At 63.4% G+C, this 20901-nt stretch carries 21 protein-coding genes, 2 tRNA genes and 1 pseudogene; 18 read left to right on the plus strand and 6 right to left on the minus strand.

Going from position 1 to position 20901, the window contains the following annotated elements:
- The first annotated feature begins 107 nt into the window (after positions 1-107).
- From ACFUCV_RS12475 to ACFUCV_RS12490, 4 genes are all read left to right on the plus strand, one after another.
- A complete protein-coding gene (locus ACFUCV_RS12475; RefSeq protein WP_380816159.1) occupies positions 108-425 on the plus strand; it encodes a hypothetical protein in 318 nt (105 codons plus the stop codon).
- A 156-nt stretch (positions 426-581) separates the two neighbouring features.
- Positions 582-875: a hypothetical protein gene (locus ACFUCV_RS12480; RefSeq protein ID WP_380816161.1), complete on the plus strand. Its 294-nt coding sequence runs from the start codon at positions 582-584 to the stop codon at positions 873-875.
- A 332-nt stretch (positions 876-1207) separates the two neighbouring features.
- On the plus strand, positions 1208-1519 hold the full coding sequence (locus ACFUCV_RS12485; RefSeq protein WP_380816163.1) for a hypothetical protein: 312 nt from the start codon (positions 1208-1210) through the stop codon (positions 1517-1519).
- Positions 1520-1671: 152 nt separating this feature from the next.
- A complete protein-coding gene (locus ACFUCV_RS12490; protein WP_380816165.1) occupies positions 1672-2097 on the plus strand; it encodes a hypothetical protein in 426 nt (141 codons plus the stop codon).
- Positions 2098-2295: 198 nt separating this feature from the next.
- Here the strand turns inward: ACFUCV_RS12490 and ACFUCV_RS12495 are convergent, their stop codons facing one another.
- Positions 2296-2544 (minus strand): hypothetical protein, encoded by a 249-nt coding sequence (locus ACFUCV_RS12495; RefSeq protein ID WP_380816167.1) that lies wholly within the window; start codon positions 2542-2544, stop codon positions 2296-2298.
- Complete coding sequence (locus ACFUCV_RS12500; RefSeq protein ID WP_380816168.1) at positions 2541-2885, minus strand: hypothetical protein; 345 nt, start codon at positions 2883-2885, stop codon at positions 2541-2543. The genes ACFUCV_RS12495 and ACFUCV_RS12500 overlap by 4 nt, the downstream gene beginning before the upstream one ends.
- A 52-nt stretch (positions 2886-2937) precedes the next feature.
- Here ACFUCV_RS12500 and ACFUCV_RS12505 point away from each other — a divergent pair, with 52 nt between their 5' ends.
- Positions 2938-3444 (plus strand): hypothetical protein, encoded by a 507-nt coding sequence (locus ACFUCV_RS12505; protein ID WP_380816170.1) that lies wholly within the window; start codon positions 2938-2940, stop codon positions 3442-3444.
- Between the two features lie 311 nt (positions 3445-3755).
- Here ACFUCV_RS12505 and ACFUCV_RS12510 read toward each other — a convergent pair whose 3' ends face one another.
- Positions 3756-4265: a hypothetical protein gene (locus ACFUCV_RS12510; RefSeq protein WP_380816172.1), complete on the minus strand. Its 510-nt coding sequence runs from the start codon at positions 4263-4265 to the stop codon at positions 3756-3758.
- An 11-nt stretch (positions 4266-4276) separates the two neighbouring features.
- Positions 4277-4774 (minus strand): hypothetical protein, encoded by a 498-nt coding sequence (locus ACFUCV_RS12515; protein ID WP_380816174.1) that lies wholly within the window; start codon positions 4772-4774, stop codon positions 4277-4279.
- Between the two features lie 339 nt (positions 4775-5113).
- On the opposite strand from ACFUCV_RS12515, the pseudogene ACFUCV_RS12520 reads away from it, so the two are divergent.
- A pseudogene (locus ACFUCV_RS12520) lies at positions 5114-5703 on the plus strand (recombinase family protein).
- A 125-nt stretch (positions 5704-5828) separates the two neighbouring features.
- Here the strand turns inward: ACFUCV_RS12520 and ACFUCV_RS12525 are convergent.
- Both ACFUCV_RS12525 and ACFUCV_RS12530 read right to left on the minus strand, forming a co-directional pair.
- Complete coding sequence (locus tag ACFUCV_RS12525; protein ID WP_380816179.1) at positions 5829-6314, minus strand: SRPBCC domain-containing protein; 486 nt, start codon at positions 6312-6314, stop codon at positions 5829-5831.
- Positions 6315-6316: 2 nt separating this feature from the next.
- Positions 6317-6655 carry an ArsR/SmtB family transcription factor gene (locus ACFUCV_RS12530; protein ID WP_380816183.1) on the minus strand — a complete coding sequence of 113 codons (339 nt, stop codon included), beginning with the start codon at positions 6653-6655 and terminating at the stop codon, positions 6317-6319.
- Positions 6656-6921: 266 nt separating this feature from the next.
- Here ACFUCV_RS12530 and ACFUCV_RS12535 point away from each other — a divergent pair, with 266 nt between their 5' ends.
- The 12 genes from ACFUCV_RS12535 to ACFUCV_RS12590 all read left to right on the plus strand — a co-directional run bounded on the left by ACFUCV_RS12535 (position 6922) and on the right by ACFUCV_RS12590 (position 20896).
- The gene (locus tag ACFUCV_RS12535; RefSeq protein ID WP_380816185.1) at positions 6922-8766 is read left to right on the plus strand and encodes an ABC transporter permease; all 1845 of its coding nucleotides are present in this window, start codon (positions 6922-6924) and stop codon (positions 8764-8766) included.
- 85 nt (positions 8767-8851) lie between these two features.
- Positions 8852-10027: an ABC transporter substrate-binding protein gene (locus ACFUCV_RS12540; protein WP_380816186.1), complete on the plus strand. Its 1176-nt coding sequence runs from the start codon at positions 8852-8854 to the stop codon at positions 10025-10027.
- A 58-nt stretch (positions 10028-10085) separates the two neighbouring features.
- Positions 10086-11186 (plus strand): ABC transporter ATP-binding protein, encoded by a 1101-nt coding sequence (locus tag ACFUCV_RS12545; protein ID WP_380816189.1) that lies wholly within the window; start codon positions 10086-10088, stop codon positions 11184-11186.
- Positions 11183-11968, plus strand: a complete 786-nt coding sequence (locus tag ACFUCV_RS12550; RefSeq protein WP_380816191.1) for an HAD family hydrolase — start codon at positions 11183-11185, stop codon at positions 11966-11968. Before ACFUCV_RS12545 ends, ACFUCV_RS12550 begins: the two co-directional genes overlap by 4 nt.
- Entirely contained in the window at positions 11952-12851 is a 900-nt protein-coding gene (locus ACFUCV_RS12555) for an inositol monophosphatase family protein (protein ID WP_380816193.1), read from the plus strand. The genes ACFUCV_RS12550 and ACFUCV_RS12555 overlap by 17 nt, the downstream gene beginning before the upstream one ends.
- Positions 12852-12863: 12 nt before the next feature.
- Positions 12864-13871 carry a LacI family DNA-binding transcriptional regulator gene (locus ACFUCV_RS12560; protein WP_380816195.1) on the plus strand — a complete coding sequence of 336 codons (1008 nt, stop codon included), beginning with the start codon at positions 12864-12866 and terminating at the stop codon, positions 13869-13871.
- A gap of 38 nt (positions 13872-13909) precedes the next feature.
- On the plus strand, positions 13910-15367 hold the full coding sequence (locus tag ACFUCV_RS12565) for a histidine-type phosphatase (protein ID WP_380816197.1): 1458 nt from the start codon (positions 13910-13912) through the stop codon (positions 15365-15367).
- Between the two features lie 115 nt (positions 15368-15482).
- Positions 15483-16982 carry a glutamate--tRNA ligase gene (gene gltX, locus ACFUCV_RS12570; RefSeq protein ID WP_380816199.1) on the plus strand — a complete coding sequence of 500 codons (1500 nt, stop codon included), beginning with the start codon at positions 15483-15485 and terminating at the stop codon, positions 16980-16982.
- A 200-nt stretch (positions 16983-17182) separates the two neighbouring features.
- Positions 17183-17254, plus strand: a tRNA-Gln gene (locus tag ACFUCV_RS12575).
- Positions 17255-17344: 90 nt separating this feature from the next.
- Positions 17345-17420: transfer RNA gene (locus ACFUCV_RS12580), tRNA-Glu, on the plus strand.
- A gap of 63 nt (positions 17421-17483) precedes the next feature.
- Positions 17484-19289, plus strand: a complete 1806-nt coding sequence (locus tag ACFUCV_RS12585) for a dynamin family protein (RefSeq protein ID WP_380816244.1) — start codon at positions 17484-17486, stop codon at positions 19287-19289.
- The gene (locus tag ACFUCV_RS12590; protein WP_380816201.1) at positions 19286-20896 is read left to right on the plus strand and encodes a GTPase; all 1611 of its coding nucleotides are present in this window, start codon (positions 19286-19288) and stop codon (positions 20894-20896) included. Before ACFUCV_RS12585 ends, ACFUCV_RS12590 begins: the two co-directional genes overlap by 4 nt.
- The last annotated feature ends 5 nt before the right edge of the window (positions 20897-20901 follow it).

Genomic DNA, 20901 nt, shown 5'->3' on the forward strand with positions numbered 1-20901 from the left:
TCAGCCCGGTCGCCTACGAAAACCAGGTCAAGCTCGACCAACTTCAGACGGCAAAAGCCGCCTGACCAACCGTCCACGATTTGCGGATAACCTCAAGCCTTCAACCCATGAGTCAGGTTCGGCGTTCTAAAAGACTTCAATTCAGGATGACGCGCGGCAGTTTCCGCGTCCTGCTGGTTGTGTGGACCGCATGGACTGTATTGCAGCTGGCCATTGTGGTGTTGCGCTTCGCCACCCTTAGGGAGTGGAGTATCGGCGACTACGCGTTCCTCGCCGGGCTCCTTTTAGGCATCGTGAGCCTGATTTACCTCCTGCATGTTCGTCATCACGACGGCCACTTCTGGGATGAGGAAGCTGCCGAGCAGGATGATTGGGAACGACGTGGACGAGCATTGTTAGCCCTATGGCGTGCCCCCCTGCTCTAGAGGGTCAAGGTTCCAGATGCTGAGGCCGTCCGTCAAAGGAAGGGTCTGCGGGGCACGGGCGTGAAATTGTTGCGGCGCGATTAAGGGACACCGGCACCCGGGATGGTCAACCGAGCTAGAATCCGCAGATAAGTTCATGGATGGAGGCGCTAAGGAATGCTTGATCCCGGCTATCGACGACAGATAGAAGACAGCATTGAACAGCACCGCGCAATACTCGGTGCCATCAACCGCATAGACGAGGTGACAAATTTTATTGCTTCCCACGATGAGGAATCTCTTGAAGTGGGTTTGGCGTCTCTGGTCGGGACTTCTGCCATGGGCGCAAGGGCAATCCTCGATTGTCAGTTCAGACGGCTTTCGCCTGGGAACAGGACACGTCTAGCTGCCAATCTCGATTTGCTGATGGCTGAGTTAGACAAACCAATAGATCAGTCTTGGCCCAAGTAAGCCGGGTCTGCCGCGGCTTACTTGGGTCCGGGGCGTTCCCTTTCCAAGGGGCCGCCGGGCCAGACGCGACCGGCGAAGACGAACCAAAGCGAGGCGCAGAACTCGAGTGACGCAGCCCTTTTCAAGGGCCTATAGCTACTTCACGTGACCCAGTCCTCGGATTCAGCAGGACGAGCCGACACGCAGTCGTAAAAGAGTGTCCCACTAGCCGAACCCTGAACGGGAAGTGGCTGGTGTGCCGTGACGATGGCAGTCCCACAGCCTCTGGCACTGAGTACCGCCAACGGGAGTGAGTGATGGGTGAGTCCTGAGAATCGGTTTAGGCTCGTCGTATGGACGATTTCGAAATCCTCGTTGATCACGAGCTGTTCCGTATCAGCGAGAGGTATCAGCCTGACGGGAGGCTCGGCTACGACTTTTCCTGGCTCAATGGGCCAGCGGACAGAGCCTACGGGTTCACGATCGCGCGTAGTGGTGGAGAGGCGGTGCCAAACGATCCAGACAGTGCTTCACGGATGTCCAGGGAAGTTCTGTTTGAAGAGGCTCGTTCGTTCTTGGATCCGTTCTACGAGACCGGAGGCATAGGGGAACAAGACTTCCCAAAACATATTCCAGCGCGAATGCGTGGAACCAGCGACAAGTAGTTGCTCGAATGTAAATGGGCCTTTCGGTCGTAGAAATGACTAACCAACCTCCAGATGGGGAACGCGGAGCGGGCACATATAAAGAATCACGCGGGCTCTAGGAATTTCCGCTTGAAGTGAGGCGCCTACGTGCCATCTTGTAGTCTCAAGGCATGAAGAATCATCGCGCTCTCGCTCTTGCCGGATTCGCAACTGTGTGCGCAGTAGCCTTGAGCGGGTGCTCCGTAGACTCGCTAATTTGGGGGAACGACGGTGCTCAAGTTATCCGAACTACCGAGAACCTCATCAAAGACCTCGCTCCTGGCGGAACATCTGCTCTCATCTGCGAAGACGCTGAAGCCGACCTCGGTACGGCAAAAGATTGGGAAGGCCGCTCCGCAGGCGAGCCGGAACGGTTCGTTGCCGACTACTGGGATGAGCAAGTACCACTCGAACCGCAGTGGAACATCAATCTGGAGGGTCTGCCCGAGGGGGCGACTCCCGGTGACAAGCATCCCGGAGACGTCTTTTACCGCGAAACCGACGATGGTCTCTGCGTGATCGATGTTGCCTGGTCGACACTCATCACCGTCGGCTGACACAGCCGAATTTTCCCGCCCACACCTGTGGCTATAGAAGAAGAGTGGCGGCGCTCTATTGCCGCAGAATAGCGGCCTCGCCGCCCGCAAGCCGAACGGTTTGCGGAACATGCCTGTCTCGCAGAAACTATTGTTTTAGCACTGCGCGGAGCTGTGGATGGGGTGATGGCAATGACCAGATAACCCTGTTCGTGGCAATTATTCGCTGCCAGAACGATCGTCTTGTTCTTGATGAGGCCTTCTGCTGTTGGCCCTCCCAAGCGAAACTAGCTTGGCGGCCCAGACAATGGTGAGCACCACGCCTGCCCCCATGAAGAATATGTTTGGTCCTGTCCAGCCTTCTTCTTCCGACCGAAATAGGGCTGGAAGGATAATGCATACGCCAACAACCAGACCACACCAAGCTGAGAACCAATTGTCGCGCGGCGGAGATGATTTCTTAGTCATGATTGACTACCTTTCACCTGCCCTGAGGTCACCAAAAATGGCGATTGTTCCATGAATGTACGATACAGCCGTGGAACCAGCGTCTCTAGGTATTGCTTCACGGCAAAATTGGCATAGATGCTAAGAGCATCCGGAAATGTCCTTAAAGGGTGTTCCCTATTGAGCCTGCCAAAGCGTTCCATAAGCCGGCCCGGAACCAGCCGGTCGGATCTCACAAAAACAACGACGTCAGCGCGATCAATGGTGCCGTCCGTAGCGGGAACCTTGAGCGGACAGACGGCATCTTGTGGTCCACCCCCAAATTCACTTTTGTCGGTCCCGTTTGGTGGATGGATTGTCATATTTCAAGTAGGTTCGTGCCATGAGGGGATCGACGGAGGGGAGGGCATTATCATGATGCGCCAAACCGGGAGTCCCGAACATCTAGAGGCGGAGGCTTCCTACCACCAGGTCTTCCTGGCCCCACTTAACACCACCCCGATCTACGACGGTCGGGACATTGGCCCAGTGCTGGGTGTTGTCGATGAATCCACCGCCCTCATCTTGTTCACAGGCTGCACCGATGGAATTGTTCATCTGACGATCTCCCTAGAGGACGTACCTCCTCTAGCAGACGACTCGTGGGAGGTACAGGAATCGGTAAGCATCACCATTGACACTCCTCTCTACATTTGGGCACCCACTGGGGGCTTCACCAGACGGGCTGATGGGAGCCCATGGTTCCTGGAACCCAAAAAAACCGGACCGCACCGGGTCCGGGCCAGCGTCCGGGGCCGCGGCGAGGACTACGCCGAATACACGCTCACCTCACCCGAGCACTTCCTGATCCAGATCTGGCCCGAGACCAGCCTTCACCTACGAGAAACGTTGCGGGACGACGGATTCGGTATGGGCGTCTAACCCCAAGGCGCGATCTTCTTGACCTGTCATTATTCCGAAGGTGGCTGCACTTCCTTTAGCAGTTCCTATGGGGAACCTCCAGCAGGACAACCTTCGCCAGAATTGTTTCGAACCGACTAATTGACCCGAAAACTACTCGTTGTCACAGCAAATCTTTCAAGATCCAACATCGCTAATTTCACGCTAATCGACACAAGTCTCTAATGGATTCGATAGTCTCGTACTCTTGTGGCCGCGGCGCCTGAGACTGGTGCGTGGTCCGACACCAGATTGCGGTCGCGCGATTCGTTCCCTGCGCGAGGGCTTCGACGTCAGTCGGGGGTGTAGGGGCTGATCTCCAGCTGGTCAACCCCGTGATCGTGCAATGCCCTGACGACACGCTGAGTGGCGATGAAAGCAGAGTTCTGATATGGCTGGCCGTAGAGATTCTGAATGTCAGACCCCGGGAACGGGTCAGTCGCGAAGCCGATATATCCCTCCACAGGCGAGCCGGCGTGGTCACGAACCTCGACGTCGAAGGTTCGGTAACCGGTGACCTCAGCGGCGCGAAGTGCCTCGACGAAACGAGTGGAGGCAATCTTCAATGCCATCCCACCGGTCCACAGCATGTCCCCGTACTTCTTGCCTCCGTTGTAGGGAGCAAGCCATACCGGGAAGGGAAGCTCTTCAGGACGCCAGTCCTCGATGAACGGGTAGACACTGGTGACACCGTCGGGCATGTACCAGGGATCTCCGGTGATCTTCGGCTTACCTTGTCCGCAGACGCCGAGCCACACATAGTTGCGTTTTGATCTGGCCTCTATGCGAAACCACTCGGACATACGCTCACCTTTCAGCAACGGTAGAACCCCGCGTAAACCGCCTTAATCGCCGCATTGAACTGAAGGACGGTTGCCTTCGTTGCGTTCGGGTTCTGGTCAATCCATCTCTTCCAGTCACGGTTGTACGCGGCGGAAAGATCGGAGTGGTTGTTGGCCACCCCAGCAGACGAAACCCACCACAGACCGAAACTCGGGTCGTGGATCAGAATGCCCTTAGCGCCGAAGTATTCGTTGTAGATCTGGGGCATGGCGTGGTGCGTCTGGCACCGCGACCCGGGGTCATAACCGGTTCGCTGGATCAGGTTGTACCGAAAATTCGCCGACGTATACGGCCTGTATTCTGCCGCCGCCACCAGGGCAGTGACTTGACCCGGGGTCGCGGCAACGGTGGTGACGCCTACCGTTGTTTCCGACGTGAGCGATGAGGCGGACGCTGCCTGTCCTGACATCCCGAAAACTACTGCCATCAGGATGGCAGCACTCGACGTACAAAACTTACGGATCTTCATGGGGTCCCCCTGCCCTATGTGTCGTGACGACCGCTATCAATAATCACCGACGACATCAATTTAGCCGTTGCCCTGGGCGTTACACAAGAGCTCGCTTTTTGGAAAATAGCCTTGGTCTTTCATGAGGGTGGTCGATCTCCCGCATCCCATCCTCGCAAGAAGTACCCGCAAGGGGTCCGTCCGGATAGGCATTTCGGAGTGTCCCGCAAGCCGGTCCTTGACTGGTCACACATGCTGCTGACCTGCGTACTTGTGAAGTCCGGCCCGCCACAGTCCCATAACACCCGTTCGGTGAGATGACCGGCCGCGTTATATGACGCACCAATCTGCGTGTCCAAAATACTGATTGGCTACGCCCGTGTCTCCACCGAGTCGCAAGGCCTCACCGCCCAGCGTGATGCCCTGGCTGCCCTTGGCGTCGAACCGGACCGCATTTATGTTGACCACGGCTTTACCGGCACCAACAAGAACCGCGCCGGACTCCGCGAAGCCCTGGCCGCATGCCGGACCGGGGACACCTTCGTGATTACCAAGCTGGACCGCCTGGCCCGTTCCGTCAAAGATGCCCATGAAATTGCGGATGACCTTGCCAGCCGCGAAGTGAAGCTCAGCATTGGCGGTTCCGTCCGTGACCCCACCGACCCCATGGGCAAACTGCTGTTCAACGTCCTGGCGATGATCGCCGAGTTCGAAGCAGACCTCATCAGCATGCGCACCCGCGAAGTCATGAAGGTCACCAGGGCCAAGGGACGACCCGGCGGGAGGCAACCCAAGCTCTCCCCAAGCAGGAAAAACACCTCTTTGAACTGCACGCAGCTGGAGAACACAGTAAGGCCGAGCTTGCAGAGCTGTTTAGCATCGTTCGCTCCATCGTCTACCGCGCCATTGAACGCCACCAGCTGATACTAGCTAGTTACGGCAACCCCTGAATTTCCGTGCAGTGCACTTCTGAAATTCGGTGCACTCGACTTCTGAAAATGACAGCAGCGGCCAGCTCGACGGCGCGTCCAGAGGGTGTTTGACGTCAGGGACCTGCACCCGGTTCAAGTGCGGCCTATTGCGTCAGAATGGCATCAATCTGTTCCATGGCCTGACCCATTCCCTCCTCCATGCCCATGGCCACCATCTTTTCCATTTGTTGGGCGCTTTCAAATTGGGAGCTCACGCGCATGACGGTCCCTTTTGCGGCGTCTTCCAGGGTGACCAACATGCGCGTGGTGCCCATGTCCGCCATGGGTTCGCCCTTCTCGTTGGCAAAACCGTCGTCCAGCTCAAGCTGCGCAGGCGCGGCAATGGCGGTGAACTTCCACCAACCACGGGCCTTGGTGCCGTCGGGGCCGGTCATAAAGTAGCTGGCCCTGCCGCCGGGCTGGAAGTCGAACGCCTCAAAGGTAGCCGGCCAGCTGGGCGGACCCCACCAGCGCTCCAGCTGGCGCGGATCTGCCCAAATCTGCCAAACACGTTCCACGGGGGCCGCGAACTCGGCCGTGATGCTGAATCTCAGGGCCTCGGTATTTTTGCTGGAGCCGGTGACAGTCATGATTATTCCTCGTCCTTAGTCAGAATGAAATCGATCTGGATGGCACGTTGCCGCCAGATTTCCTCATACTCATCGAGCAAGCGGCGGGCCAGTGCCAATCCCTGCGGGTTGGCCAGGACCAACTGCTCACGTCCGCGCTTTTCCTTGGTAATGAGGGACGCGCGTTCCAGTACGGCCACATGCTTGTGGACCGCGGTAAAACTCATGGCATGGAAAGCTGCCAGGGCAGTCAGTGAAAGCGGTTCCTCAGCCACCCGCCGCACAATGTCGCGCCGGGTGGCGTCCGAGAGGGCCTGAAACAGGCGGTCGACGGCGGCTTCACTGGACTGATCTATAACCATTTGGTTATACGTTATTCCCGTGGGGCTGCCATCGTCAAGAACTTTTTCGGCTTGCCGCACCAGTACCCGCACCAGCGTCCCAGCACAGGCAGTGCCCCGCGGCTGCCCGGCCTGCCGCCATCCTTCGGGTGGGAACGTTCCACACCGGTTGTTGTCCCGTTCACCTTGGCGTCACCGTCAGCTTGCCCAAGCTCCGTAACGTCAAAGCCGCACCGTCCAGGAATTGTCTTCCGGTGCCCTGGAAACGGGTTATTGGAAGGAACACCATGGAAGTTGCCGCCCCGGAAAGGGAACGTTCCACACCGTTGGACGGTGTGGCCAAAACCGCTTCAAGCCATGGTTACCGGCTGCGGGTTGCTTTCGGGCATCCAGCAACAATCATCGGCATCATTTTGCTCGCCGTCTTTGGCTACCTCATCGTGGCCCCGGTCATCTCCATGCTGCTCAGCGGCGTGCAGGTGGGCTTCGGCGACGAGGCGAAGACCGGTCAAAGCGCCGGATCGTTCACAAACCATTACCTGCAACGCGTCTTCACCTCGCCCGTGGCATCCATCATTTTCTACACCCCCTTGCTGAACACGATCACGATCGCCGTCGTCTCTGTCCTTTTGGCACTGATGGTCGGCATTCCCACAGCCTGGCTCCTGGCACGAACCGACCTGCCTGCCCGGCGGTGGTTCGCCACGGCCTTGATTGTGCCCTACATGCTTCCGGCGTGGACCTTTGCCCTGGCCTGGCAGACCATTTTCAAGAACCGCACGGTGGCAGGACAGCTGGGCTGGTTTGAAGCCCTGGGCTGGGCGCCGCCCAATTGGCTGGCGTATGGCCGGGTGCCCATTGTGATCATCTTTGCGCTGCATCTGGTTCCCTTTGTCATCCTTCTGGTCAGCAATGCCATGAAAAATTTGCCCGGCGAACTGGACGACGCCGCCCGCATGCTGGGAGCCGGCACCTCCACCCGCTGGTGGCGGGTCACCTTTCCCCTGCTGCGACCGGCAATTTTGTCCGCGGCAACACTGATGTTCGCCAAGGCGATCGGCGAGTTCGGAGTGGCTTATGTACTGGGACTGCCAGTGGATTTTCAGGTCCTGGCCACCACCTTGTACCAGAGCATCTCAACGCAGCAGACCGGGATTGCCGGAGTTCTGGCCGCGGTGATGGTGGTCCTCGGCGCGCTCTCATTATGGGTGGACATGAGGTTCCTGCGGGAGGCCCGGCGCTTCGCCACAGTCTCCGGACGTGCCGGGGCGGCACGCACCGCACGCCTGAAACGCTGGCGTGCCCCCGCCCTGCTCGCAGTATGCACCTTGTTCGCCCTGTCGGTGGTGGCGCCCCTGGGGACCTTGCTGCTGTCCACGGTGATGCGTGTTCCCGGCAAATTTTCGTTGGACAACTTCACCTTGGACTACTGGGTGGGCCACCAGCTGCCCACTGCCGGATTCACCGACGGTGTGCTGGTGTCCGGCGCCACCTGGGGTGCGGCGTGGAACACCTTGTGGATGGTGGGGGTGGCAGCGCTGATCACCGGCGCCCTGGGGCTGCTGGTGGGTTATGTTGTTGTCCGCTCGCCCGTGCCGCTGTTGGGCAGCGCGCTGCGTGCGGTCACCTTTGCGCCATACCTCGTCCCGGGCCTGGCCTTTGCAGTTGCCTACCTGTCCTTGTTCGCCGTGCCGCGCGGGCCCATCCCGGCCCTGTACGGGACAGCGGCAATCCTGATCCTGATCATGGTTGCCGACGAAATGCCCTTTGCCTCCCGTGCCGGCGTCTCAGCCATGATGCAGTTGGGCAGCGAGGCGGAAGAGGCGGCCCAATCACTGGGTGCGGGATGGCTGCGCCGCATGCGCACCATCCTCGTTCCCATCCAGCGCAGCGCCCTGGCCAGTGCCACCCTGCTTCCCTTCGTCTCGGGCGTCCAGGGACTGAGCCTGGTCATCATCCTGGCCACACCCGGCACCCAGCTCATGACCACCCTGTCAATGAACCTCATTGACTTTGGCTATACCCACGCGGCCAACGCCGTGGTGGTGCTGATTTGCGCCATGGCCCTTGGTGGTGCCTGGGCCGCCCAGCGCCTCTTCCGCAGCAATCTGGCGGACGGCATTGGCGGCTGAAAACTGCCCGGGCCCCGGCAGGCTGAAACCCACCCCACCCAGCACCCATCAAACGCACCACCGACTGAAATGGAGCACAACTTTCATGGATACATTTGCCCGCACAAGGAACCGCCGCCACCTGGCCACCGTGGCCGGTCTTGCCCTGGGAGCGCTGTTGCTGGGTGGCTGCGCCGGCGGGGCGGCCACCGTTGGACCTGCGCAGCAGGCACCCTCCAGTGCCACTGAGCCCTTTGATTTGGAGGCCCTGGTTGCCGCCGCCGCAGCGGAAGGACCCATCACCATTTATGACAGCACCTCCAAGATTGAGAGCATGGCCGAGGCCTTCTCCGCAAAATATGGCATCAAGGCCACCGGGGTGAAGGTTGACGCCGCGGAAGCCATTGAAAAGGTCACCCGCGAAGCCCAGGCAAAAAACGTGGTGGGCGACGTGGTTGCCATCTCGGACCTGCCGGCCCTGAAGAACCAGCTGCTGCCGAACAATTTCGTCCGCAGCTGGGTGCCGGCGGACATTGCGGACAACATTGACGCAGGCATGCGGGATCCCCTGGTGCTCATCACGGACCCCAGCTTCTGGACCTACAACACCGAAAGCTACAGCAGCTGCCCGGCCGACAACATGTGGGCACTGACCACCCCCGAATTCTCCGGCAAGGTGGCCTACCAGGATCCAGTGGGGGACAATGGCGCACTTGACTGGTACAGCCAGCTCGCGGCATTTGGCGAAGACGGGCTCCAAGCCGCCTACCAGGAGCAATTTGGTGAAAAACTGGTCACCACGCAGGATTCCGCCGCCGCCGAATGGGTTGCCAGAATGGCAAAGAACAACCCCATCCTGAGCAAGTCCAGCGAGGAAGCCTCGGAGGCGGTGGGCGCACCAGGCCAGACGGATCCGCCCATGGGACTGATGTCCAGTGCCAAGCTGCGCAACATTGAGGAAAAGGGCTATGCCCTGGGAGTCTGCGAGGGCATGAAACCCTGGGTCGGCAAGGCCGCACCAAAGGCCATCGCCATCGCCACAGGGTCCAAAAGCCCCCACGCCGCGGAACTGTTCGTGCACTTTGCCATGACTGCCGAAGGCATTGAACCGCAGATCAACGACGGCAAGATCTCCGCCAACAGCGCCATCCTGCAGCCGGAGGATCCCGCCCACGTCGCTGACCACCTTGAGCAACTGTTCTACTTCGACAATGCGGGCCTGGATTCGGACTGGGCCAACCGGGAATCCTGGCTGGACCTCTGGCGCACCTCACATGGCTGACAAACAGCAGCGACACAAGCGGCACCACAACCATCAGCACCGAACGGAGCATCAACCCATGTCACGAATCACCCTGACAGCGGTGAGCAAGACATATCCGGGCGCCCGGACCCCCAGCGTCGACAATGTCAGCCTGGAAATCCAGGACGGAGAATTTCTATGCCTGTTGGGGCCCTCCGGCTGCGGCAAGTCAACAACGCTGCGCATGCTCGCCGGCCTCGAGACCCTGAGCGCCGGCAAGGTGGACATTGGCGGGAAAACCGTCGATGACGTGGCCGCCGGAACCCACATTCCCGCCGAACGGCGCGGGCTGGGGCTTGTCTTCCAGAACTACGCCCTTTGGCCGCACTTGAGCGTGCGGGAAAACGTGGCCTTTGGTCCGGCGCTGCAAAAGATCTCCAAGGCCGAACGCACACAACGCGTCGACGGGGCGCTCGCAGCCCTGGCCATCTCCGACCACGCCTCCCGCCACCCCGCAGCCCTGTCCGGTGGCCAACAGCAGCGGGTGGCCATTGCCCGGACCCTCGCCGCCAGGCCGGACGTGCTTTTGCTGGACGAGCCCTTGTCCAACCTGGATGCCCGCCTGCGCCTGGAAATGCGTGCGGAATTCCAGCGCATCCACCGGGAGACCGGCACGACCATGGTGTTTGTCACCCATGACCAGTTCGAGGCCATGACCCTGGCCACCAGGATCGTGGTGATGGACAAGGGCCGGGTCCAGCAAGTGGGCACGCCCCTGGACATTTACAACCGGCCGGTCAACCGCTTCGTGGCCGAATTCATGGGCAACCCACCCATCAACATGATTGAACGCGGCACCGGGACCCCTTCCGGGCGTCAGGTGGATGCGTGGCTTGCACGCCGCACACTGGCCGCGGACGCGGTGGCTTTCCGGCCCGAAACGCTTCAAGTGCTGGCCCCGGGCCAACCATCCCAAGGCGATGGCCTCGGCCTTGGGGTGACGGTGAGCGCGGTGCTGCCCACCGGCGGCTCCTGGATCGTTGAAATGACCGACGGGGCCAGGAATTTCTTTGCCACCGCCACGGCACCACCGGCCCTGGAATTTGGCAGCCGGGCCACCATGTGGGCACCGCAGGAGCACCTCCACTTTTTTAACGAAGCAGGACTACGCATGGAACACCAGGAGATCACAGCATGAACAACGCCACCGCACCCACCACCCTGCCGCTTGGGCTGCTGTTGGACTTCGGCGGAGTCATTGTCAATTCAAGCAAGCCCGAACAGTGGCAGGAGATGGTCACCGATGCGGTGCTGGACCTTGTGGCGCCGGGGCTGCTGCCACCGCGGGAGCGGGTTCTGGCCGACATCACAGCCGGTGCCGTTGCCGCCGGGCTGTGGCGCAACGCCATGTCACGGCCCAGACACCCGCTGGAACTGGACCAGCACAGTTACGTCATGGATTTCATTGCCGCCGATTGGCCCCAGCGGGCCCGGGACGCCATCGGGGAGCACATTGCCGCGGTCTGCTACTTGATCAGCTCCACCAAGGAACACCGGACCCTGCGCGATGGCATTGGCGAACTGCTGGCGTGGTGCACGGAGGTGGGGCTGCCGGTGGCCATCGTCTCCAACTCCATGTGCGGGCAGGTGCATCGGGACTACTTGAGCGCAGCAGAGCTCAGCGGCCACTTTGTGGCGGAGCTGTACTCCGATGAACTTGGACTGCGCAAACCCAACCCCGACTTTTTGAAACTCGGAGCCCAGGCACTGGGTCTGGATGTTGGCGACTGCTGGTATGTGGGCGACCATCTGGACCGTGACGTGCTGTGCGGCGTGCGCGCGGGAATGGGTGCGAACGTGCTCATGCCCTCTCCTGGCAGCAGCCCCAAACCCTACGCCGTGCCCGTGCAGGCGGACCTTGTGGTGAACACGCCGGGCGAACTTTTACACGAAATGAGGAACCTTGACGCAGCTGCTTGAAACCCCGCCCGGGGAGCGCCCGGAAGTCCCCGGCAGCTCCACCAGCGAAGACCCCCTCTGGAGTGCCCGGGAACTGCGGATCCTCGCGGAGCAGGCGGCACTGCGCGCCGGGAGCTACCTGCGCGGGGTCTTCCGCGGCGAGCTCACCGTCGACTACAAAAGGGACCTGCACGACCTGGTGACCGAGCACGACAGGGCCGCCGAGGAACTCATTGTCCCCTTCCTGCTCTCGCACTGCCCCCAGTGGCGCATCGTGGGGGAGGAGGGCGGCATCCGTGGCGGTGCTTCTGCCGTCACCTGGTACGTCGACCCCATTGACGGCACGTCCAACTTTGCCCAGGGCCTGGCCTTCTTTTGCGTAGCCATTGGGGTGGAGGTCGACGGCGTGCTGGCCGCCGGAGTGGTGTACGACCCCATGGCGCAGCGCATGTTCAGCGCCGACGACGCCGGCGCCTACCTGGACGGTGAACCTCTGCTGACCCCGCCGGTCCAACGGGCCGAAGCCGCCACATTGATCACCGGCTACCCCACAGCCAACGATCTTGCCGTGGACGGCGACGCTGCGCTGCTGGATCTGGGCGGACTGATCTGCGCGTACTCCTCCGTACGGCGCACCGGCTCCGGCGCCCTCACCCTGGCACATGTTGCCGCCGGGTGGGCGGACAGCGCCTTCGGCTCCTCCGTCAGCCCCTGGGATGTGGCCGGGCCGGCCCTGATCCTGCGGCGGGCCGGGGGTGATTACCGGCCGCTGTGGCTTGCCGGTGGGGCGGCGGGGCGCCCCGACCACCTGGCACCTGGTTTTGTCGCCACCGGGCCGGGCGCGCACTACCCGGCCCTGGACGCCTTTGCCGGCCGCATCGCTGCCCGCCGGGCAGCCGGGTAGCGAAGGGAAACCATGAGCCAGGCACATGACACCGCCGCGCTTTCCCTGCGGCGGCCCACCATCATTGATGTGGCACGGCATGCAGGTGTTTCAAAGTCGCTGGCCTCGCGGGCCCTGCGCGGGGACCCCGGCGTCAGCAGCGGGAGCCGGGAGCGGGTGCAGCAGGCGGCCCAGGAACTTGCGTACCGGCTGAATTCAGCTGCACGCTCGCTCGTGCGGGGCGTGTCCGGGCTCATTGGGGTGGTCCTGAACGAGATCGGCAATCAGCACCACACCGGCATCGTTGCCGGCGTGGAAGCCCACGCCAGGAGCCACAACGCCAGTGTCATCATCAGCCACGGCGGGAACTCCCCGGCGGAACTGAGCCGGCAAATTGACACCCTGATCGAGCTGCGCGTGGACGGGCTGGTCATTGTTTCCTCCTGGGTTCCGCACCACACCCTGGAACGTGCCGGCCGTGAGGTTCCCACAGTGGTGGTGACCCAGATCGATGACCCGCCCGGGATGGTGGACACGATCGCCAGCGACGACGTGGCCGGGGCCGTTTTGGCCGTGGAGCACCTGATCGCGGCCGGACGCAAACGCATCGCCTACCTCACGCGGTCTGCCAGCGCCACCAGCCGGGCACGCATCAGGGGCGTGCGGCAGGCTGCGGCGTCTGCCGGCGTGGTGTGCGAGGTCCACGAGTTGGCGCACCACGACGCCGCCGGCCTGCGGGCCCTGGTCACCGGCCGTGCCCATGACGCAATGCTGTGCAACAACGATCTCACCGCCGCCGAGGTAATCCGGATTGCCCGGGAAGCCGGCATCGCGGTGCCGGGGGAACTGGCCCTGATTGGCTACGACAACACGCCCCTGGCCGAACTCGTCTTTCCCAGCCTGTCCAGCGTGAACCAGCCCCAGTACCGCATGGGCGAACGTGCCGGCGCTGCCATCACCGAACGCCTGGCCGGGCGGGAGCAGGCAATCCGCGAATTCCATGCCCCGGCCCTGGTGCTGCGCGCCTCGACCCCCGCTTGACCCCATCCCCTGCATTAGAGACCATCCAAGGAGCAACCATGCATTCAACCTTGCAGTTCAAGCCGAACAGTTCTTCCCATTCCGCGCTCCCGCCGCGCCGCCGCCGGGCGCTGGCGGTTGCGGGCCTGCTCACCGCCGCCCTGGCGCTGGGCGGCTGCGCCACCGGGACCGCTGCAGGCGGAACCGGCGCCGGGCAGGACGCCGGCGTGGCGCGTCTGGCGCTGGGCACCAAGGCCACGTATCCCGGCGCCCCGGCGAACCAGGAACTGGCGGCACCCCCGGCGGGTTTCGAACCCGTCCTGGTGGAACACGTGGCCCGGCACGGCTCACGCCTGCTCTCCAGCAAAAAATATGACGACTTGATCCTCCAACTGTGGGAACTGGCGCGGGACGCCGATGCCCTGACGGAGACCGGAGCAAAGCTGGGACCTGTTGTGGAGGAAATCACGGCAGCCCATGAGGAACTGGGGTACGGCTCCCTCAGCGGGCTGGGGGAGCGTGAACACCTGGATATGGCCGCCCGTGTGCAGGACCGGATGGAACCCTTGTTCGCGGCCGCAGCCAAAGACGGCACCGCCATCACCATCACCACCTCCGGGGTGGACCGGGCCGTGGAGAGCGCCAAGAGCTTCGCGGCGGGATTGGCAGCTGCCCAAACCGGGCTTGAGGCGGTGATCGGCGCGCCCGTGGCGGATCCGGAAACACTGTACTTCCATGACAGCGATGAGGACTACAACGCCTACATCGAAGACGATCCGCAACTGGCGCAAACCCTCGATGCCGTGGAATCCAATCCGGAGACGGAAGAAGTTGCCCGCACGGTCCTGGAAAAACTCTTTGCCCCCGACTTCCTGGACACCCTGGACAGCGGCGCCATTGACCTGGTGGACCGCGGCGACGGCGACAAACACCTGGAAAGCGGCGTCGATGCCGCCATGTACCTGTACGAGCTCTTTGTCATTGCCCCCGGCATGGCGGCGGAACACCCCATTGAATTTGAGGAATTCCTCAGCCCCGATGACGCCCTGAAGCTTTCCATCGTCTCCGAATCGGAGGACTTTTATGAGAAGGGGCCCGGCATGAAAGGCAATGACGTCACCTACAGCATGGCCGGCGTGCTGCTGGCGGACATGCTTGACGCCGTCGCCGGGGTGCGCACCGGCCAGACCACCCAGGCCGCGGATTTCCGCTTTGCCCACGCCGAGGAAATCATCCCCCTCGCCGCGCTGCTCCAGCTGCCCGGAAGCACCCAGCAACAGGATCCCCAGGCCCTGTTCTCCCACGCCAACAATGAATGGCGCGGCGCCGAGGTGGCACCCATGGGCGCCAACATCCAATGGGATGTCTTTGCCGACGCCGACAACAACGTCCTGGTGCGCATGCTCTACAACGAGAAGGTCATCCCCTTTGCCCACGGCTGCACCCCGGTGGAAAGCGGCAGCACCTTTTACAGCGACACCGAACTTGCCCGCTGCCTGTCCCCCCTCATGGACTGAGCCGGCCCGCTGACAGGCACGACGCCGCAGGCGCCCAAGGCGGGCTGCTTCGGCGTCGTGCCTGCCGCAGGCAATGCGGGCAAGGAACCATGCGGCGGCTAAACTGGGTTCCATCATGACTACTGCTGCCCAAATCCCCCTTGTCACCGCCGAGACCCCTGTCCGCGTGCGCTTTTGCCCCTCGCCCACGGGAACCCCCCACGTGGGGTTGATCCGCACCGCACTCTTTAATTGGGCGTACGCGCGCCACACCGGCGGAAAGATGGTTTTCCGCATTGAAGACACCGACGCCAAGCGGGACAGCGAGGAAAGCTACCTGCAACTGCTCGATGCGCTGACCTGGCTGGGCATCACCTGGGACGAGGGCGTTGAAGTGGGCGGCCCGCACGCCCCCTACCGGCAATCCCAGCGCGGGGAGATCTACGCGGACGTCATCGCCAAGCTGCTCGACGGCGGGCACGCCTATGAATCCTTCTCCACCCCCGAGGAGGTCGAGGCACGGCACACGGCCGCCGGCCGCGACATCAAGCTTGGCTACGACAACTTCGACCGCGAGCTGAGTGCCGAACAAATTGCCGCCTTCAAGGCCGAGGGCCGCCAGCCGGCCCTGCGCCTGCGGATGCCCGATGAGGACATCACCTTCCACGACCTGGTCCGGGGAGAGATCACCTTCAAGGCCGGATCGGTTCCCGACTACGCCATTGTCCGCCCCAACGGCGCCCCGCTGTACACGCTGGTCAACCCGGTGGACGATGCCCTGATGGGCATCACCCACGTGCTGCGGGGGGAGGACCTGCTCTCCTCCACCCCGCGCCAAATAGCCCTCTACGCCGCGCTGCACCAAATCGGCGTGGCCAAGTACATGCCGCTGTTCGGCCACATGCCCTATGTCATGGGGGCCGGGAACAAAAAGCTCTCCAAGCGTGACCCGGAATCCAACCTGTTCCTGCACCGCGACCGCGGTTTCATCCCCGAAGGCCTGCTGAACTACCTTTCACTATTGGGCTGGTCGCTGTCCGCGGACGAGGACATCTTCACCGTGGATCAGCTGGTGGCGAACTTTGACATCCATGACGTGCTGGGCAACCCCGCACGCTTTGACATTAAAAAGGCCGAAGCCATCAACGGCACCCATGTGCGGCGGCTGGAAGCCGGCGATTTCCGCAACCGCCTGGTGCCGTACCTCCAGGCCGGCAAGCTGGTGGGGGAGACGCTCACGGAGCGTGAAAACCACATTTTGACCGAGGCGGCGCCCCTGGTGCAGGAGCGCATCATCCTGCTGGGGGAAGTGCCTGAAATGATCTCCTTCCTGTTCAAGGCCGACGATGCCATTGACGTCGCCGACGACGCCCGCAAGGGACTGCCGGAGAACCTGGACGAGGTGCTCGCGGCTGCCATTGCCGCGCTCGAGTCCTTGGCGCAGTGGGACGCGGAGTCCATCCAGACGGCCCTGAAGACCGCGCTGGTGGAGGGGATGGGCGTCAAGCCGCGCCTGGCCTTCGGCCCGGTCCGCACAGCCATCTCCGGCCGCCGCATCTCACCGCCGCTGTTTGAGTCCATGGTGATCCTGGGCAAGGATTCCTCCCTGGCACGCCTGCGCGCCTTCCAGGGCTAGGGATCTTGGCGCCACCGGGCACCCCCACCCTTGGCGGGGCCGGGGTGCCCGCGGCGGCGGGCGCAACTGTGATGGGAGACTCAGCGGCAAATCCCGGTGGCGTTTTGGTGATCACCAAAGTCTCGGGTATAGTTTTATCCCGGCGCGAGGGCCGCTGAAGGAGCAGGAAAATGCTGCAGCTTCAGGGCAGAACGTGTCTTTGGGATATGGTGTAATTGGCAACACATCGGTTTCTGGTACCGACATTCTAGGTTCGAGTCCTGGTATCCCAGCGCTTGCAAAAGCCGCCTTTTCATGTGGCGGGCATAATGAAAAACTGGTAATATCTTCCAGGTTCATGGTGCTGAACATGAATGTATTAGGGCCCCATCGTATAGCGGCCTAGTACGCTGCCCTCTCACGGCGGTAACGCGGGTTCGAATCCCGCTGGGGTCACCACGCAAGGCCGGAAACTCAAGGGTTTCCGGCCTTTTTGCGTGCCCGCCGCACTTTGCTGGCATGATGATCCCTGTGAACCACTTTGATGTGCGCCCAACACGCGGCCCCGCCGCAGCTGCGATGGCGCAGCAGTCCGCGGTCCACCTGCTGGAGGAAGTCCGCGCCGCACTTGCCGCACTGGAGCTGCCGCTGGAACTGCCCGACACGGTGGGGGAGCGTGCCTTGGCCGCGGCGGCGTTGAGCCAACTGGACGACTACATCCTGCCCCGCTGGCGCAGCCTGGACGCACCGCTGCTGGCAGTGGTGGGCGGATCCACCGGCGCCGGCAAATCCACCCTGGTCAACGCCCTGGCCGGCCATCCCGTCACGCGCTCCGGCGCCATCCGCCCCACCACCCGCCAAGCCATTTTGCTCCACCACCCGGACGATGCGCCCTGGTTCGCCTCCGCCCAGGTGCTCCCGGCCCTGCACCGGGTGCAGGGCCGGGCAGGGCAGGCGAACACGCCCGCCTCGCATGCCGGCACCACCCCGGATCCCGGTGCCATGAACTCCCTGGTGCTGGTGTCCGATCCCGCCATACCCCCGGGCGTGGCCCTGCTGGATGCGCCGGACGTGGACTCCATTGCCGACGACAACCGCCAGCTCGCGGGCCAGCTTCTGGCCGCGGCGGACCTGTGGCTCTTTGTCACCACAGCCAACCGCTATGCCGACGCGGTGCCGTGGAAATTGCTGTTGGATGCCGCCGCACGGGACATTTTGCTCGCCGTGGTCCTGGACCGGGTCCCGGCCGGTGCGGAGCAGGAGGTCTCGGCCGATCTCCGTGGGATGTTGGCGCAGGCGTCCCTGGCCGGGGCGCAGCTGTTCACGGTGCCGGAGGCGGCCCTTGATGAACTTGGCATGCTGCCGCCGGCCGTGGTGGCGCCCATTCACGCCTGGCTGGCGGAGATCAGCGCCGACGCCGCAGGCCGGGCGGCAATAGCCCGGCGGACACTGCGCGGCACGGTCCGGGCGTTGGCCGGGAAGCTGACCCAGCTTTCCGCCGCGGCCCAACAGCAGCACGACGCCGGCGTCCGCCTGGGCCAGGAAGCCGGTGCGGCCTTTTCCGAGGCCGGCGCGAACATTGCCAAGGCCACCAGCGGCGGCACCCTGCTGCGGGGCGAGGTTTTGGCACGCTGGCAGGACTTTGTTGGCACCGGGGACTTGTTCCGGGCCCTGGAAAGCGGCATCGGCCGGGTGCGGGACAGGATCGGCGCCTTTTTCAAAGGCCAGCCGGCCCCGGCCGTGAAGGTGGAGGTGGCCATTGAGACAGGACTTCAAGCAGTCATTGTGGACCAGGCAGCCCGCGCCTGCGAACGCGCCGACAGGGCCTGGCGCGCCGGTCCGGCGGGCCGGGCCCTGTTGGGCGGTGATGACCTTGGTGCCTTGGGGGAGGGCTTCCCTGCACAGGTCGCTGCGGAAATCCGCGCCTGGCAGGGCGAGGTCCTGGACCTCATCCGCACCGAGGGTGCCACCAAGCGCTCCCATGCCCGGTGGCTTTCCCTGGGCGTCAATGGGCTGGGCGTGGTGTTGATGGTCGTGGTGTTTTCGCTCACCGGGGGACTGACGGGGGCGGAGGTGGGGATTGCCGGGGGCACGGCCGTGGTGGGACAAAAGCTGCTGGAGGCGGTGTTTGGGGAAGAGGCCGTGCGGCGTTTGACGGTGGCTGCCCGAACCTCCCTTGCTGCCCGCTGTTCGGGGCTGTTGGAGCGCGAAGAGCAGCGCTTCCTCCTGCGCCTGGGGGACCTCGGGCAGGGGCAGGCCGGGCAGCTGGCGGAACTGGCCCGCGGGCTGGCCGCGCTCGGTGCGTCCGGCGGGGGGAAGCAGGCATGAGCAGGCACCGGCAGGTCCGCACCGAATCCACCCTTTCGCGCAGGCTCGAAGCGCTCAATGAGGCCCGTGAACTGGCCCAGGGACGCCTGGAGGATCCCGTGGTGGCAGGGGTTCTGGCCACCCTGGAACGTGCCGCCTCGCGCCGGACCCTCAGCGCCGAGCACACGGTGGTGGGTTTTTTCGGGGCCACCGGCAGTGGCAAGTCCTCCCTCTTCAACGCCGTGGCGGCCACGGACGCCGCCCGCGTCGCGGTCCGGCGCCCCACCACCAATGCGCCGCTGGCCATGGTGTGGGGGCAGGAGGGAAGTGCGGCACTGCTGGACTGGCTGGAGGTTGCCGACCGGCGTGCGGGCGGCCCGGTGCCCGGGCTGGCGGCCCAGGACGGCGGCTTGATATTGCTTGACCTGCCGGACTTTGATTCCGTCCAGGCGGAAAACAGGCGCCTGGTGGAGCGTCTGGCGGGGCAGGTGGATGTGCTGGTGTGGGTGGTGGATCCGCAAAAATACGCCGACGCCGCCATCCACCACGATTTCATCGCGCCCCATTCCGCCCATGGAGCCGTCACCTTGGTGGTGCTGAACCAGGTGGACAGGCTCAAAGCTGAGGAGGTGAAGCCGGTGCTGGACTCGCTTGCCGCCATTTTGGACAGCGACGGACTGGCTTCGGTGCCCGTGGCCGCGGTCTCGGCAGCCACCGGGGCCGGCGTGCCGGAATTGCGGCGGCGCCTGGCCGCAGTGGTAAAGGCCAGGGCCGCCCAATCAGCCAGGCTGGCAGCGGATGTGCAGCTGGCCGCCACCCGCCTGCACGAAGCGTCGGGGGAGGGCAGCGCCGCCGGTGTGGACGGCCGGCACCGCAAACAGTTGGTGGCCGGATTGACCCAGGCCAGCCACGTGGAGGATGTGGTGGCGGCAGTGCGCCTTTCGCACCGGCTGGAGGCCAGTAAAAGGACCGGGTGGCCACCCACCAGGTGGCTCTCGCACCTGCGGCAGGATCCGCTGCGCCGGCTGAGCCTGCGCCGGGAAGGAGCCAGGGAGGTCAACAGGACTTCGCTGCCTCCCGCCGGGCCGGCGGAATCGGCCCAGCTGGATGCCGCCATCCGGGACTTTGCCGAGGCCGGCAGCAGTGGCGCTCCCGGGCCGTGGCGGGCCGCGATCCGGGCAGCGGCGCGCAGCCACCGCGCGCAGCTGCCGGACGCTTTGGATGAGGCCATTGCCGGCACCGACCTCAAAGCCAACATCCGCCCCTGGTGGTGGCAGCTGTTTGCCGTGCTGCAGTGGCTGGCGCTTGCGGTGGCCGCCGGCGGGCTGCTGTGGCTGGCGGGGCTGGCAATGCTGGGGTTCTTCCAAATGCCCGTGCCCCCAACGCCGCGCGTTCAAAACTGGCCCCTGCCCACCCTCATGGCCGTGGGAGGTGCCGTGGCGGGTGTCTTCCTTGCCGTCAGCAGCAAATTCCTGGCGCTGCTGGGCTCGGCAAACAGGGCAAACCGTGCCCGCAGGCTCTTGCGCAGCGGCGTTGCCGGCACGGCGCAGAGCTTGATTGTGGATCCTGTGGAGGCTGAAATTGAAAGGTGCCGGGCCTTTCAAAAGGCGCTTGCGGCCGCCCGTTAGCCCGG

It is taken from the genome of Specibacter sp. NPDC057265, assembly GCF_042668835.1.
GTDB lineage: Bacteria > Actinomycetota > Actinomycetes > Actinomycetales > Micrococcaceae > Specibacter.

Bases quoted from the DNA above. Each gene is read 5' to 3' on its own strand.
- ACFUCV_RS12500 (WP_380816168.1), bottom strand. From the start codon at position 2,885: ATGACAATCCATCCACCAAACGGGACCGACAAAAGTGAATTTGGGGGT.
- ACFUCV_RS12515 (WP_380816174.1), bottom strand. From the start codon at position 4,774: ATGAAGATCCGTAAGTTTTGTACGTCGAGTGCTGCCATCCTGATGGCA.
- ACFUCV_RS12480 (WP_380816161.1), top strand. From the start codon at position 582: ATGCTTGATCCCGGCTATCGACGACAGATAGAAGACAGCATTGAACAG.
- ACFUCV_RS12495 (WP_380816167.1), bottom strand. From the start codon at position 2,544: ATGACTAAGAAATCATCTCCGCCGCGCGACAATTGGTTCTCAGCTTGG.
- ACFUCV_RS12485 (WP_380816163.1), top strand. From the start codon at position 1,208: ATGGACGATTTCGAAATCCTCGTTGATCACGAGCTGTTCCGTATCAGC.
- gltX (WP_380816199.1), top strand. From the start codon at position 15,483: ATGACTACTGCTGCCCAAATCCCCCTTGTCACCGCCGAGACCCCTGTC.
- ACFUCV_RS12550 (WP_380816191.1), top strand. From the start codon at position 11,183: ATGAACAACGCCACCGCACCCACCACCCTGCCGCTTGGGCTGCTGTTG.
- ACFUCV_RS12535 (WP_380816185.1), top strand. From the start codon at position 6,922: ATGGAAGTTGCCGCCCCGGAAAGGGAACGTTCCACACCGTTGGACGGT.
- ACFUCV_RS12545 (WP_380816189.1), top strand. From the start codon at position 10,086: ATGTCACGAATCACCCTGACAGCGGTGAGCAAGACATATCCGGGCGCC.
- ACFUCV_RS12590 (WP_380816201.1), top strand. From the start codon at position 19,286: ATGAGCAGGCACCGGCAGGTCCGCACCGAATCCACCCTTTCGCGCAGG.
- ACFUCV_RS12510 (WP_380816172.1), bottom strand. From the start codon at position 4,265: ATGTCCGAGTGGTTTCGCATAGAGGCCAGATCAAAACGCAACTATGTG.
- ACFUCV_RS12540 (WP_380816186.1), top strand. From the start codon at position 8,852: ATGGATACATTTGCCCGCACAAGGAACCGCCGCCACCTGGCCACCGTG.
- ACFUCV_RS12560 (WP_380816195.1), top strand. From the start codon at position 12,864: ATGAGCCAGGCACATGACACCGCCGCGCTTTCCCTGCGGCGGCCCACC.
- ACFUCV_RS12505 (WP_380816170.1), top strand. From the start codon at position 2,938: ATGATGCGCCAAACCGGGAGTCCCGAACATCTAGAGGCGGAGGCTTCC.
- ACFUCV_RS12475 (WP_380816159.1), top strand. From the start codon at position 108: ATGAGTCAGGTTCGGCGTTCTAAAAGACTTCAATTCAGGATGACGCGC.
- ACFUCV_RS12530 (WP_380816183.1), bottom strand. From the start codon at position 6,655: ATGGTTATAGATCAGTCCAGTGAAGCCGCCGTCGACCGCCTGTTTCAG.
- ACFUCV_RS12565 (WP_380816197.1), top strand. From the start codon at position 13,910: ATGCATTCAACCTTGCAGTTCAAGCCGAACAGTTCTTCCCATTCCGCG.
- ACFUCV_RS12490 (WP_380816165.1), top strand. From the start codon at position 1,672: ATGAAGAATCATCGCGCTCTCGCTCTTGCCGGATTCGCAACTGTGTGC.
- ACFUCV_RS12585 (WP_380816244.1), top strand. From the start codon at position 17,484: ATGATCCCTGTGAACCACTTTGATGTGCGCCCAACACGCGGCCCCGCC.
- ACFUCV_RS12525 (WP_380816179.1), bottom strand. From the start codon at position 6,314: ATGACTGTCACCGGCTCCAGCAAAAATACCGAGGCCCTGAGATTCAGC.